The sequence below is a fragment of the Rhizobium sp. SL42 genome (assembly GCF_021729845.1).
In the GTDB taxonomy this organism is placed as follows: Bacteria; Pseudomonadota; Alphaproteobacteria; order Rhizobiales; family Rhizobiaceae; genus Allorhizobium.
In genome coordinates, this window is sequence record NZ_CP063397.1 from 3,931,801 (window position 1) to 3,945,356 (window position 13,556).

A 13,556-nucleotide genomic window follows, 5' to 3' on the forward strand; every position below is an offset into this window, starting at 1 on the left:
CCTGCATGAAGGATGAGCGAGGATTTCGATCAATCCTCTTCCTGGAAAACCTCCTCGCGCTTCTTCTTCACGCTTGGCAGGAAGACGATGATCAAGACGGCGAGCGCGATCAGGAGCAGCGTCGCACTGATCGGTCGGGTCACGAAGGTCGACGGATCGCCTCGCGAAAGGATCATTGCACGGCGAAGGTTTTCCTCCAGCAAGGGCCCGAGTACGAAGCCGAGCAGGAGCGGTGCCGGCTCGCAGCGCAACTTGACCAGCAGGTAGCCGATGAAGCCGAAGAAGGCGACGGCATAGAGGTCGTAGATATTGGCATTGACGCTGTAGACGCCGATCGAGCAGAAAGCCATGATGATCGGGAACAGCACGTAGTAAGGGATCGTCAGCAGCTTCACCCAGAGGCCGATCAACGGCAGGTTCAGCACCAGCAGCATCAGGTTGCCGATCCACATCGACGCAATGATGCCCCAGAACAGCGCCGGCTGTTCGACAGCGACATTGGGTCCCGGAACGATGCCCTGGATGATCATCGCGCCAACCATAAGCGCCATGACTGGATTGGCCGGGATGCCGAGTGTCAGCAATGGAATGAAGGAGGTCTGCGCGCCGGCATTGTTGGCCGATTCCGGACCGGCAACGCCCTCGATGGCTCCGTGACCGAATTCCTCCGGGGTCTTCGACATCCGCTTTTCGACGGTGTAGGAGGCAAAGGAGGCCAGGATCGCGCCACCACCGGGCAGAATGCCAAGAGCCGAGCCGATGCCGGTGCCGCGCAGAACCGGCCATAACATCCGACGGAAATCATCCCGTGTCGGCATCAGTCCGCTGACCTTGGAGATAAGCACTGTACGGTTCCGGTCGCTTTCCAGGTTGCGCAGGATTTCCGCGACCCCGAAGACGCCAACGGCGACCGCGACGAAATTCAGGCCATCGGCATATTCCGTAATCCCCAAGGTAAAGCGCGGCGTGCCGGAATAGATGTCGGTGCCGACCAGGCCGAGCAGCAGGCCGAGCGACACCATCGCAAGCGCCTTGATGATTGAACCGTGTGCCAGGGCAATGGACGACACGAGACCGACGATCATCAGCGAGAAATATTCGGCTGAGCCAAACTGGAGCGCGATTGCCGTCAGCGGTGGCGCAAAGATCGCAACCAGGAATGTCGAGACGGTGCCAGCAAAAAACGAGCCGATAGCCGCGATCGCAAGGGCCGCCCCCGCCCGCCCCTTTCGGGCCATCTGGTAGCCGTCAATCGCAGTGACGGCCGAGGAGGATTCTCCCGGCATGTTGATCAGGATCGCCGTCGTCGAGCCGCCATACTGCGCGCCATAATAGATGCCGGCCAGCATGATCAGCGATGACACCGGTTCAAGCTGGAAGGTGATCGGCAACAGCATGGCGATGGTGGCCGTCGCGCCGATGCCCGGAAGCACGCCGATCAAGGTGCCGAGAATGACCCCGATCAGGCAGAAGAAGAGATTTTCGATCGAACCTGCCGTCGAAAAGCCAAGCGCAAGATTGTCGATGAATTCCATGTCGGGACCTCAGAAGCGGAGCCAGGGGCCGAAACGCTCGAACGGCAGGCCGAGGCCATAGCTGAACACGAGCACGGAGAAGATGGTGATACCGGTCGCCAGCGCCAGCGCCGCCGGCACGCGCAGTCGCTCGGACGCGAAGCTTGCGATGAAAGCCGCGACAAACAGCGCCGGCACGAAACCCGCACCGCGCACCAGAAGCCCGAAGACGACAGGGGCCGGTAGGATGAACAGCATGCCGCGCCAGGCAATCGGCCCGATCGGTTCACCCGCGACGCGGGTCGCCTGGACAAGGATCACGATGCCGAGCAAGGCGAGGATGATGGCAAGCACCAGCGGGAAATAGCCCGGCCCCATGCGGAAGGCCGTGCCGAGTTCAAGCTGGAAGGATTGATAGACGAAGAAAAGACCAAGCCCGATGAAGAGCAGACCGCAAAGCGTATTGGCTGGATCGAGACGAACAGATTTCATTGGGTCCCCCGAAATGAATGGTTTCGCGACAGGGTATGGCAGCCCGGCGAAACGATTGGCGGATCCGGCCAGATGACCGGATCCGCGCACGCTTCGATTGTCAGGTATCAGTCGGCATACTGGCCAGCCGCTTCGATGACAGGCTTCCAGCGGGCAATTTCACTTTCCAGCTTGGCCTTCAGCGCAGCCGGCGTCACATCAGCTTCCGGCGACGGAGCCGTGCCCAGTTCGGCAAAGCGGGCAACCACGTTCTCGTTGGTCAACGCCTTCTTCAGCGATGCGTTGAGCTTGTCGATGGCTTCGCCGGGCGTACCCTTCGGCACGTAGACGCCGTGCCAGATACCAACCTGAAAATCGGCCAGTCCGCCTTCGACAGCCGTCGGCACATCCGGCAACACGTCGAGGCGTGCGGGCGACGTCACGGCATAGGCCTTGATCGTTCCGCCCTGGATCTGTTTCGTCGTGTTGGTGGTCTGGTCGCACATGATATCGACCTGGCCACCGAGCAAATCGGTCATGGCAGGACCGGTCCCCTTATAGGGTACGGTCACCAGCGGCGTCTCGATCTGGCTCATCAGCAGCATGCCGCAAAGATGCGACGCCGCCCCGATACCGGCATTGGCGACGGTCACCGTATCCTTGTTCGCCTTGACATACTCGACCAGGCTTTTCAGATCGGCCGGCTCGAAATCCTTGCGCGCGACGATCGTCATCGGCACATCGGTGACAAGGCCGACATAGTCGAAGGCATTGAGCGGATCATAGGCGAGCTTGCGATAAAGGCTGGCAGAGGTCGCCATGCCGATATGATGCAGCAGCAGTGTATAGCCATCCGGCTCGGATGAAGCGACGCGACCGGCACCCAGCGTACCACCCGCTCCGCCAACATTTTCGACCAGGATCTGCTGGCCGAGATCCTTGGACATGGCTTCCGCCACGAGACGGGCAACGGTATCCGTCGGACCACCGGCGGCAAAGGGCACGACCATGGTGATCGAACGCTCCGGATAACCTTGGGCGGATGCCTGTGCGGAAAAAAGCGTAGCGGCAATGGCGGTTGCGCTGAAAAGCGACTTCAGAAATGTCATCGAATCCTCCCGATATGACGTCTCCCGCCGGCTTGGCTCCTCCCAGGCCGGTCTCGGATGGATCAGTTTTTTGCCGCATTTGCCCGTCGCGCAATGCTCGGAAGATACGCAGAATGGACTTATGGCGCGTGCTGCGCCGCATCATGGGTGGATTCGTTCCCATGCAAGAAAAGCGACGGGTGGAATTCCACCCATCTTGCTGCAATCGCCGTCAGCCATTGTAAGGAATACTCAATTCTCCGCGCCGAATGCGTCGGAATCGCGCTCGCCAAGCGCCAGTTTCTTGTCGAGGCCGTATTTTTGCATTTTCTCGTAGAGCGTCTTGCGCGAAATGCCGAGCTGTTCATAGACCGGCCGGAGACTGCCGCCATGCGCCGCGATGGCGCCGGCAATGACCTGCTTCTCATAGGCGCCGACCTTGTCGATCAGCCGCAGGCCCGCACGCACATCGGCTGCGGCGGAATCGAGCCCAGTTTCAAGGCCAAGCACCAGCCGGTCGGCGGCGTTGCGCAGTTCGCGAACATTGCCCGGCCAGTCCCGTTCGGCGATCTCTGAAATGATCTCGGGCGCGACCTGCATGTCGTCGCGGCCATAGCGGGCGCAGGCCTCGCGCACCAGTTGGAGAAACAGCAGGGGAATATCCGCCCGCCTCTGGACGAGCGAGGGCACGCGGATGGTGACCACGTTCAGCCGGTAGAAGAGATCGGCGCGAAACCGTCCGGCTGCGACTTCTTCGGCCAGATCCACCTTGCTGGTCGCCAGAAAGCGCACGTCCAGTGGTACGGTCTCGTTCGATCCGAGCCGAGTGATCGTCCGCTCCTGCAGGACCCGCAGGAATTTCGCCTGCAGATCGATCGGCATGGAGCCGATTTCATCGAGCAGGATCGTCCCGCCGCGGCCGTGTTCGAACTTGCCGTAGCGTGCCCTCAGCGCCCCCGGGAACGCCCCGACCTCATGGCCGAAAAGCTCGCTCTCGATCAAAGTTTCCGGCAGCGAGGCGCAATTGATCGCCAGGAACGGCCCCTTGGCGCGCGCACTGATATCATGCAGGCTGCGTGCCACGACTTCCTTGCCCACGCCGGTTTCACCAATGATCAGCGTATCGGCTTCCGTCGCTCCGATCGCCCGGATCCGATAGCGCAGGTCAACCATGATCGGTGTCCGGCCCGGAAGCCGGCTCTCGATGTCGTCGCGCTTGCCGGCCACGGCCCGCAGGCGCCGGTTTTCCAGCACCAGCGACCGACGATCCAGCGCATGCCGCACGACACCCGCCAGACCCTGGCTGGCAAACGGCTTCTCGATGAAGTCATAGGCACCCTCGCGCATGGCCTTGACGGCCAGTTGCACATCGCCATGGCCGGTAACGAGGATCACCGGAATTTCATGATCGAGTTCCCGGATCCGGTGCAGCAACGTCATGCCATCGATTCCAGGCATGCGGATATCCGTCACCACGACCCCGTCGAAGCCGTAGCCAACCCGCTCCAGAACATCCTCGCCCGAGGAAAAGGCCTTCACCTTCAATCCGTGCAGCTCAAGCGCCTGCGCGGTGGAGAACCGCAATTCCTCCTCGTCATCAACCAGAAGCACAAGACCATCGCTCATTCTGCAGCCTCACTGACGGCTTCCGAAACGCAAAGCTCGATCCTGAACAGCGCACCACCGCCGTCGCGCGGACCGACCGTCAGGCTGCCGCCGAAATCCTTGATGATATTGTAGGAGATCGACAAGCCGAGGCCGAGCCCCCGTCCGACGCCCTTGGTGGTGAAGAACGGATCGAAGATGCGCTCGGTGATCGCCGGCGGCACGCCCGGGCCCCGGTCGCCGATCTCGATCACCACACGATCACCCTCCCGCCGCCCATTGAGATGGATTGTGCGGTTGTCGAGACCTTCCACGGCATCGCAGGCGTTGGAGAGGATGTTCACCAGCACCTGCTGCAGGCGCACCGAGCCGCCATGGACCGGCGGCAGATCAGGGGCGATATCGATGATCAGTTCGGCATCGGCTGTGGACAGGCGTGCGGATATGATCTCCAGCGTATCATGCACCACATCCTCTAGCGCCACCGCCGCAAGCTTCTCGTTCGGCTTGCGGGCAAAGTTGCGCAGATGCCGGCTGATCGAAGCCATCCTGTCGATCAGGCCGGAAATGCGCGTCAGGTTCTCGCGCGCCTCGCCCACCCGCTGACGATCGATCAGCATAGCCGCGCTGTCCGCATAGGTCTTGGCGGCGGCGAGCGGCTGGTTGAACTCGTGCGAAAGAGCCGCCGACATCTGGCCAAGACCGGCGAGTTTTCCGGCCTGGATCAGATCCGCCTGGGTCTGGCGGAGTTGAGAGTTGACCCGCGCCAGATCGGCGGTGCGCTCGTCGACACGCCGCTCCAGTTCCGTCTGAGCCTCGACCTGCATCAGCATTCTCTCTTCCAGCCGGGCGCGGCGTTGGATCACGACAGCAAGCAGCAGAAACATCAGGCACAAGGACAGGAGGATGGCGATCTGCATGGTGCGGGCCTGTCCACGGATCGAGCCGGTGTCCAGAAGAACACTGACATTCCAGCCGGCATCGATCATGTAGTCCGACTTGACCAGGTATTCACGGAAAACCCCGTTCGTCGGCACCGTGACAAGCTCATGATTGTCGAACTGACTGCGCTTGATCGGCAACTCCTTGAGCACGGCATCGGAGTAGCGACGTGATGCGGTCGTGCGCTGCAGTCGCTCGGTCGTGAGCGGCAATACCGACGAATAGAGCCAGCCCGGGCTCCCGGTCATGAAAATGATGCCTTCCGGATCGGAGACGAGGATCTTGTATTCGCCGCCGCGCCAGGATGCTTCGATGCTGTCGATATCGACCTTGAAGACGATGACCCCACGCACGGCGCCATCCACATTTATCGGTGAGGCGAAATAATAGCCGCGCTTTGCCGATGTCGTGCCCAGCGCGTAGAAGCGCGATTGTTTCCCGGCCGCGGCCTCCTGAAAATAGGGACGATAGCTGAAGTTTTCGCCGACGAAACTGGCCGGGCCATCGTAGTTGCTGGCCGCAATGGTCACGCCGTCCATGGTCATGATGTAGATGTCGGAAGACTTGAGCAGGCCGTTGATCGCCTTCAGATAGGCATTGGCATGCGCGCGCGGGCCCGCATCATCGGGTCGACGCGCCAGTTCCTTCATGTCCGGATCGTCTGCAATCAGCGCCGGCAACGGCTCGTAGCGCTTGAGGTGACCGCTGAGCGCAGCGACGGCCAGTCGCAGCGCGCTCTCGGCCTGCAACGAGGCCTCGTCCATCACGCTGCGGGTGAGTAGCCTTTGACCCGCAGTCATGACACCGACAGCGGCGATCACCAGCAAGACGACCAGAATGCCAATCGTGCGCCGTGCCATCGCCACGCGCTGCCACGGTCTTGCGGGCCTTCCTGCGGCCTTCGATGTCGTCAAACTCGGTCCTCCTCCGAGATCAAGGATACCGAGCCCCGCGCAACTTTCCAAGGGCCGACCACGCATCCGCCTCTCGACGACGCATCAGCCGAACGAGAAAAGCCGCCAGCAGTCGCTGGCGGCTTGATCTTGAAGCATCCGGAACCGCTCAGGCTGCCCGGGAATGCGGGCCGGCAGCGCGTCGCTGGCTTTCGGGCGCAAGCTTGAACTGATCGACAAGCTGCATCAGCGCATCCGCCTCATCGGCGAGTTGCCGTGTTGCGGCATTGGTCTCTTCCACCATCGCCGCATTGCGCTGCGTCATCTGATCCATCTCGTTGACCGAGGAATTGACCTCGCCAAGAGCATTCGACTGGTCGCGGCTCGCCATGGCGATGATCGAGACCCGCTCGGAGACGGTGATGATATTGGCCGAAATTTCTGCGAGCACCGCCCCGGTCTGCTGGACCAGTTTGGCGCCTGAGGACACTTCGGTGCTCGACTTGTGGATCAGGTCCTTGATCTGCTGGGCAGCCCCCGCCGAACGCTGGGCTAGCTCGCGGACTTCCTGCGCCACGACTGCAAAGCCCTTGCCGGCCTCCCCGGCGCGTGCCGCTTCGATACCGGCATTAAGCGCAAGAAGGTTCGTCTGGAAGGCAATTTCGTCGATCACGTCGATGATCTGCACGATCTGGCCAGACGCATCCTCGATCCGGCCCATGGCGTCGATCGCACTGGCGACGACCACCGAGGAGGTGTCCGCGCGACCCTTGGTGTCGGCAACGATGCTGTTGGCCTCCTCGGCCTGTTCGGCCGACGACTTGACGGTCACGGTGATCTCATCGACCGCAGCTGCCGTTTCCTCGAGCGAGGCGGCCTGCTGTTCGGTCCGCTTGGCCAACTGGTCAGCGGCACTGCTCATCTCGGCAGCATTGCGCTGGATCATGTAGGTATTGGACCGGATGCGCGTGACCGTATCCTGCAGACGCTCAAGCGACTGGTTGAAGTCGGTGCGCAACTGTTCGAGACGGCCGTGGAACGGCGTGTCGATCGTCTTCGAGATATCGCCTTGCGCCATTCGCCCTAGACCGGCGGCAAGTGCGTTGACTGCAAAGTCGATCTGCCTGTCGACATCCTGCTTTTCGCGGTCGTTGCGGCGACGATCTTCCTCAGCTTCCGCCCGCTCCGCTTCGCTGCGACTTTCGATTTCGATCTTCGAAAGGGCATTCTGCTTGAACACGCCGAGCGCGCGCGCCATTTCGCCGATTTCATCGACGCGAGCCTCGCCGTTGATCTTGGTATCGAGCACGCCGTCTGCGAGGCGCCGCATGGCGGCGGTGATCTGGCCGATTGGCCCCTTGAAGGTCAGGACGAGACCGATGCCGGCGAAGATGGAGATCAGGATGCCGAGGCCCGTGGCACCGATCGAAATCGAATTGGCATCGCGGCGTTCTTCGCCGGCGCTGACCTTCTGCAATTCGGCAAACGATGTCAGCTGCGTCCAGATCGTGTTCAGATCGGCACCGGCTTGGCCGTAGCTCGCCTTGCGATCCTGGCTGATCTTGACCAGTTCGACACTGGCGGTCTGCATGACCTCGATGGCCGGCGACAGGTCCGCCTTGAGCTGCGCCATGAACGGCAGGTCGGCTGCGGATTTTTCCAGCGTCGCAAGGTCATCGCGCATTGCGGCGATCCGGCTCTCGAGAAGAGCACGGTTTTCTTCGGTGGGCTCAAGTAGGAAGCGCGCCATCATGATCTGCGTCTGATAGCTGGAGCTGACCAGCACACGGCCATCGCTCAACACCGCCTGTGCCTTTGCCAGCGGCGCATCGAGTTCGCCGAACTTGATCGTCGCTTCTTTCATCTTCTGCTGTGCGGCGAGGCCGAGGTAAGCGTTCAGCTGGGTGAAGTTGCGCAGCTTGCCGGTGACGTCGGTGATGACGGCTTCGGACTTGTCATTCGCCGCCAGGATGGCCGTCAGCTCGCCCATGATCTTGTCGATCGTCTTGGCAGCCGACTTGTTGGCTTCAGGCAGGGCCGTCATCAGGACGCCGTGGCGCTGCTTCATCTCGTCGAGGCGCGAAGCGATGACGGCAAACTTTTCGTCCGGCAACTTGGCCTTGGTGTAGGCCGAGTTCATTTCGGTCAGGAACGTACCGGTGCTGCGAATGCGGTCCGCATCGCGCAGCATGGACTTGGCGGCGGTATCGTCGGCCTGGACGGCGCTTTCCACCTTGGCCATGGCATCGGTCGCCAATGCCTGCGAGGCGACAACCACGCCCACACCCTGCTGAAGCGACTGGACGAGCCCAGATTCGGTTTCATGCAGACGCCAGAGTTCATCGATATGCTTGACCACCTGATCAACCAGCTGGCCGGCCTGCTCAAGCTCGGTCCGGCCATCGGCATTGGCCGGCAACTGCGCAAGTGTGTCCTGAAGGACCTGTTGCTGCTGCTTCAGCCGGCTGGTCACGTCTTCGCGTCCGGCGGCCGTCGTCTCGGCAAGGAAACTGCTCATCGCGGCCGACACATCGCGGAAGCCGCTCAACGACTGCAGGACGCTGTTGGAGATTTCGATGCGGCCCTGGAGAAGTCCGGAGGCATAAAGGCCGGTAAACCCGACGGCTGAAATGCTGATGACAAAGGGAAGAATGAAGATCAACACCTTGGTCTGGATGTTAAACCGCGACAAAATACGATCAATAAACACGGACTACCCTCTCCTCCAAATGTCTCAATCGCGGCACCAAAAGTGGGCCCGAGCGAACCGGAAACATTCACGCCTAATCGGCCGAGAGTAGGTGACGGATAGCTAACACCGCCTTAATGGCCCGTAACTAAAGTAGCGGTCGATGAGGCTGATGCCCCTGGAGTTTGTCGCCCATTGCAGAGCCCGAATGATGCCCGCGACCCCCATCATGAGGTCACGGCAAATGCGTGTGCGGGATGGACAATCCCGCACACGGCACGGAGGGACAGGCGCTGGCCCGCCCTTACATCGATGGGGGGCCCTAGGAACAGAAGCGTGAGCGAATTCGGGTTTAGCGCAGTTCCTCGATCGCCACCGGGTCGACATCGGTATAGTCGACATTGTCTCCGGCCATCGCCCAGATGAAGGAGTAGTTCGCGGTGCCGGCACCCGAATGGATCGACCAGCCGGGAGACAGGACCGCCTCCTCGTTCTTCATGACGATGTGGCGCGTTTCGTCAGGCTCGCCGAGCAGATGGAAGACACGCGCCTTTTCCGGCATGTCGAAATAGAGATAGGCTTCCATACGCCGGTCATGGATATGGCAGGGCATCGTGTTCCACACGGAACCCTTGGCAAGACTGGTCATGCCGACCACGAGCTGGCAGGTCTTGACGCCTTCCGGATGAACAAACTGAAAGATCGAGCGCTCGTTGCTGGTTTCCTGTGCACCCAGATCGATGCGTTTGGCGTCTGCTATGCCGATATGGCGAGCCGGATAAGAGGCATGTGCCGGCGCACTGAGCAGATAGAATTTTGCCGGATTTTCGGCGGACGCGGAGGCGAACGTCACCGAAGTTCCCATGCCGGCATAAACCATGTCGCGCGGGCCGGTCGCAAAGGCCTCGCCACTCACCGTCACGACACCCGGGCCACCAATATTGACGGCAATCAATTCGCGCCGCGCCAGAAGCTCCTTGGTGCCGGCCGGCTTGATTGTTTCAAGGGTCAATGGCTCGGCGCCGGGCATGGCGCCGCCCACGATCATCCGGTCATAATTGGTGTAGTGCAATTGAATCCGCCCCATCACGAACAGCGGCGGCAGCAGGAAATGCTCGCGCAACTGATCGGTACCGAAGCCCGCGGCCGTCATAGGATCGATTGCAAACCGGTTGGTGAAATCAGTATGCGTCATAGTACCTCCCGAACATGTATTTAAACTCATCATACAGGTTGAGGGAGCAACCACAAGCTGGAAAGCGGCCTAGACGGATAGAAGTTCTGCTTTTGACAACCGACAGACGTAAATCGGCCCGAAACCATACGTTCAAAAAAGAGCATGTTGCTATAAACATATGACAGGTTGGTCATGACCGTGGGAGAGGATAGACGATCTGGCCATCCTCTTCACCACGCGGAAAGGCGCCTTCGCGGCTTCTGCGTTCGGCATCGCGGTACCCCTGCGGGCTCACACCGATATAGCGTTTGAACATCCGCGAAAAATAATAGGCGTCGGCATAGCCTGACAGCGCCGCCGCCCGCTTTACCGTACAACCGCCAGCGAGAAGCCCCATGGCCCGCTCCATGCGTTTGAACTCCTGAAACTTATCAGGCGTCCAGCCGACTCGCCTGCGGAATTCGCGTTTGAAATAGTCCAGATTGTACGGCGCGGCGTCCAGCACCTGCCGGACGATATGCTCGCCGAGCGGATCTGCGGCTATCTGGCTTGCCGCCACCATGATCGCCAGGGACAGTTGATCGGGATTGGCGACATTGCCGACCGACTGCTCGCGCCAGCCGACAAACGCCTGCTCGATGAATTCGGTCAGCAGGAACATGAACATGTGATGCTGTTGCAGCGTCGTCGAATAGGGCGGCGCGGTTTCACGGTAATGCCGGACCACCTTTTCCAGCATATCCCAGCGCGCCAGCGCGACGGATCGCTTCAACTGCATTTGCCCCATCAGATCAAGGCGCCCGAAAAGATCGAGGGTGAAATGCTGCGCAATGCCGGTGTAGGGCTCGGACGAGGTCGAGTATCCGACAAACCGGGTTTCGGCGTTCAGCAACATCGCACTGCCCGGCACCATCGATAGCGTCTCGCCCTCGATCTCGTACCGTGCACTGCCCGTCAGGCAGATCACCAGGTCGTGGACACGGTTAGACTTGTCGATCCGCCATGTCTGGGCGTGCTGCATCCGGATTGTCGAGCGCGTCAGGTTGAGCGCCAGCGCATTCATCGGAATACCGGCCAAAACCTGACCTTCAGTTTCCTCCATCATTTTCCCCCTATTCGTCGATTTTCGCGCCGGACCGTCTGCGGGATATTAGCCATAGGACCGGCTCTCTTGGGAAGGCCGGGGAGGAAATCTGGAGGAGAAGGGCAGCGACACCCGGCCCCGCGCAGTGGCGGGATCAGCTGAAAGCGCACCCTTGAGTATTGCGATGTATAAAAGAGAACATGTCGCGCAGCTCCGCCACGGAGCCCGGCGCATTGCGACCTGCACCATGAAATACCGTTCGCATCAAGGCTTCGTCGAGAAGGAGGATGCGGCATGAGCGGAGACAACCGTTATCTCGGGCTGCTCTACCTCTCCCCGTACATTCTCGGTCTGCTGGTCTTCACCACGCTGCCTTTCGTCGTGTCGCTCTACCTGAGCTTCACCGACTACAACCTGATGAGCGCGCCGATCTTCACCGGCCTCGACAACTACATCCGCCTGTTCACCGCCGACCGCACCTTTCGCAAGTCGCTCTGGGTGACGCTGATCTATGTGTTCACCACGGTGCCGCTGAAGCTTGCCTTCGCGCTCTTCGTCGCAGTGATCCTGAACTACAAGCTGAAATTCATCAACGTCTTCCGCACCGCCTTCTATGTGCCGTCGATCCTGGGCGGCTCGATCGCGATTGCCGTGCTATGGCGCTACATGTTCGCCGATGTCGGGCTGGTCAACATGGCGCTTGGCATGATCGGCCTGGAGCCGGTCAACTGGTTCGGCGACCCGGTCAATGCGCTGTTCACCATCACGCTGCTGCGGCTCTGGCAATTCGGTTCGGCGATGGTGATCTTTCTTGCCGCACTGCAGAGCATCGACAAGAACCTCTATGAAGCCGCCTCCATTGATGGCGCCGGCAAGTGGAAGAGCTTCGTCCACATCACCCTGCCGCTGATCACGCCGGTCATCTTCTTCAACCTCATCATGCAGATGGTCCAGGCATTCCAGGAATTCAACGGCCCCTACATCATCACCCAGGGCGGGCCGCTCAAAGCCACCTATCTGCTGCCGATCTACATCTACGACGAGGCCTTCAAGCGCTTCGACATGGGTTACGCCTCGGCCATCGCCTGGGTGCTGTTCGTCATCATCATGGCACTGACCCTCATCGCCTTCTGGTCGTCACGCCATTGGGTCTACTACGCCGGCGACAAGAGGAGCTGACCATGGCCGAACACGCACTCGCTTCCCTGTCTGCAGAACTCGACGATGTCTCGCTCGCCCGTAGCCGCGACCTGCGCCGCCAGCGGATCACCACCGTGATCCGCTACACGGTCCTGACGCTTGTCGGCCTGATCATGATCTATCCGCTGGTCTGGCTGATCGGCGCCTCTTTCAAGACGAATTCGGAGATATTTGCCAATCCCGGCTTCTGGCCGAGCAAGCCCACGCTCGACGGCTATATCAGTGGCTGGAAGACATCTACGCCCTACAGCTTCGGCACCTTTTTCCTGAACACGCTGTGGATCGTCCTGCCCAAGATGATCGGCACGGCAATTTCCTGCACGGCGGTCGCCTACGGCTTTGCCCGCTTCGAGTTCCCGTTCAAGAAGCTGCTCTTCGCCACCCTGATCGCTACGCTGCTGCTGCCAAATGTAGTGACCCGCATTCCGCAATATCTGCTGTTCCGCGATCTCGGCTGGCTTGACACCTTCCTGCCGCTCTGGGTGCCTTCGGCGCTTGCCGGCGATGCCTTCTTCGTCTTCATGCTGGTCCAGTTCCTGCGCGCAATACCACGCGACATGGAAGAGGCTGCCCGTGTCGATGGCGCCAATACATGGCAGGTTCTGGTCTTCATCATCATTCCATTGCTGATGCCGGCGCTGATCTCCGTCTGCCTGTTCCAGTTCATGTGGACGATGAACGACTTCCTCGGCCCCCTGATCTACATCTCTTCGGTCGAAAAATTCCCCGTATCGCTGGCGCTCAAGCTGTCGATCGACACGACCGAGGCCTTCGAATGGAACCGTGTGCTGGCAATGTCGGTGCTGGCGCTGACGCCGGCGCTCGCGGTCTTCTTCCTCGCCCAGAAATACTTCATCGACGGCATTTCCGCCGGCGGCATCAAGGGATAATCC

Annotated in this window: 10 protein-coding genes; 2 read left to right on the forward strand and 8 right to left on the reverse strand. The window is 60.6% G+C overall.

From position 1 onward, the window contains the following. Positions 1 to 29 precede the first annotated feature (29 nt). From IM739_RS18580 to IM739_RS18615, 8 genes are all read right to left on the reverse strand, one after another. Positions 30 to 1,535 (reverse strand): tripartite tricarboxylate transporter permease, encoded by a 1,506-nt coding sequence (locus IM739_RS18580; protein WP_237369139.1) that lies wholly within the window; start codon positions 1,533 to 1,535, stop codon positions 30 to 32. Positions 1,536 to 1,544: 9 nt separating this feature from the next. Next, complete coding sequence (locus IM739_RS18585) at positions 1,545 to 2,006, reverse strand: tripartite tricarboxylate transporter TctB family protein (RefSeq protein WP_237369140.1); 462 nt, start codon at positions 2,004 to 2,006, stop codon at positions 1,545 to 1,547. Positions 2,007 to 2,113: 107 nt separating this feature from the next. Beyond that, a complete protein-coding gene (locus IM739_RS18590; RefSeq protein ID WP_237369141.1) occupies positions 2,114 to 3,094 on the reverse strand; it encodes a tripartite tricarboxylate transporter substrate-binding protein in 981 nt (326 codons plus the stop codon). 231 nt (positions 3,095 to 3,325) lie between these two features. Then, on the reverse strand, positions 3,326 to 4,699 hold the full coding sequence (locus tag IM739_RS18595) for a sigma-54-dependent transcriptional regulator (RefSeq protein ID WP_237369142.1): 1,374 nt from the start codon (positions 4,697 to 4,699) through the stop codon (positions 3,326 to 3,328). Continuing rightward, on the reverse strand, positions 4,696 to 6,480 hold the full coding sequence (locus tag IM739_RS18600) for a sensor histidine kinase (RefSeq protein WP_272911343.1): 1,785 nt from the start codon (positions 6,478 to 6,480) through the stop codon (positions 4,696 to 4,698). The genes IM739_RS18595 and IM739_RS18600 overlap by 4 nt, the downstream gene beginning before the upstream one ends. 202 nt (positions 6,481 to 6,682) lie before the next feature. After that, positions 6,683 to 9,223 carry a methyl-accepting chemotaxis protein gene (locus IM739_RS18605; RefSeq protein WP_237369143.1) on the reverse strand — a complete coding sequence of 847 codons (2,541 nt, stop codon included), beginning with the start codon at positions 9,221 to 9,223 and terminating at the stop codon, positions 6,683 to 6,685. A 331-nt stretch (positions 9,224 to 9,554) separates the two neighbouring features. Continuing rightward, a complete protein-coding gene (gene kduI, locus IM739_RS18610; protein ID WP_237369144.1) occupies positions 9,555 to 10,397 on the reverse strand; it encodes a 5-dehydro-4-deoxy-D-glucuronate isomerase in 843 nt (280 codons plus the stop codon). Between the two features lie 172 nt (positions 10,398 to 10,569). Beyond that, positions 10,570 to 11,481 (reverse strand): helix-turn-helix domain-containing protein, encoded by a 912-nt coding sequence (locus IM739_RS18615; RefSeq protein WP_442981151.1) that lies wholly within the window; start codon positions 11,479 to 11,481, stop codon positions 10,570 to 10,572. Positions 11,482 to 11,757: 276 nt separating this feature from the next. Here IM739_RS18615 and IM739_RS18620 point away from each other — a divergent pair, with 276 nt between their 5' ends. Together IM739_RS18620 and IM739_RS18625 are read left to right on the forward strand one after the other, a co-directional pair. Continuing rightward, positions 11,758 to 12,642 (forward strand): carbohydrate ABC transporter permease, encoded by an 885-nt coding sequence (locus IM739_RS18620; RefSeq protein WP_237369146.1) that lies wholly within the window; start codon positions 11,758 to 11,760, stop codon positions 12,640 to 12,642. A 2-nt stretch (positions 12,643 to 12,644) separates the two neighbouring features. Continuing rightward, on the forward strand, positions 12,645 to 13,553 hold the full coding sequence (locus tag IM739_RS18625; RefSeq protein ID WP_237369147.1) for a carbohydrate ABC transporter permease: 909 nt from the start codon (positions 12,645 to 12,647) through the stop codon (positions 13,551 to 13,553). Positions 13,554 to 13,556 lie beyond the last annotated feature (3 nt).

Excerpts from the sequence above, each read along its gene's own strand:
- IM739_RS18625 (WP_237369147.1), top strand. The coding sequence starts at position 12,645 with ATGGCCGAACACGCACTCGCTTCCCTGTCTGCAGAACTCGACGATGTC.
- kduI (WP_237369144.1), bottom strand. The coding sequence starts at position 10,397 with ATGACGCATACTGATTTCACCAACCGGTTTGCAATCGATCCTATGACG.
- IM739_RS18590 (WP_237369141.1), bottom strand. The coding sequence starts at position 3,094 with ATGACATTTCTGAAGTCGCTTTTCAGCGCAACCGCCATTGCCGCTACG.
- IM739_RS18585 (WP_237369140.1), bottom strand. The coding sequence starts at position 2,006 with ATGAAATCTGTTCGTCTCGATCCAGCCAATACGCTTTGCGGTCTGCTC.
- IM739_RS18595 (WP_237369142.1), bottom strand. The coding sequence starts at position 4,699 with ATGAGCGATGGTCTTGTGCTTCTGGTTGATGACGAGGAGGAATTGCGG.
- IM739_RS18615 (WP_442981151.1), bottom strand. The coding sequence starts at position 11,481 with ATGGAGGAAACTGAAGGTCAGGTTTTGGCCGGTATTCCGATGAATGCG.
- IM739_RS18580 (WP_237369139.1), bottom strand. The coding sequence starts at position 1,535 with ATGGAATTCATCGACAATCTTGCGCTTGGCTTTTCGACGGCAGGTTCG.
- IM739_RS18600 (WP_272911343.1), bottom strand. The coding sequence starts at position 6,480 with ATGGCACGGCGCACGATTGGCATTCTGGTCGTCTTGCTGGTGATCGCC.
- IM739_RS18620 (WP_237369146.1), top strand. The coding sequence starts at position 11,758 with ATGAGCGGAGACAACCGTTATCTCGGGCTGCTCTACCTCTCCCCGTAC.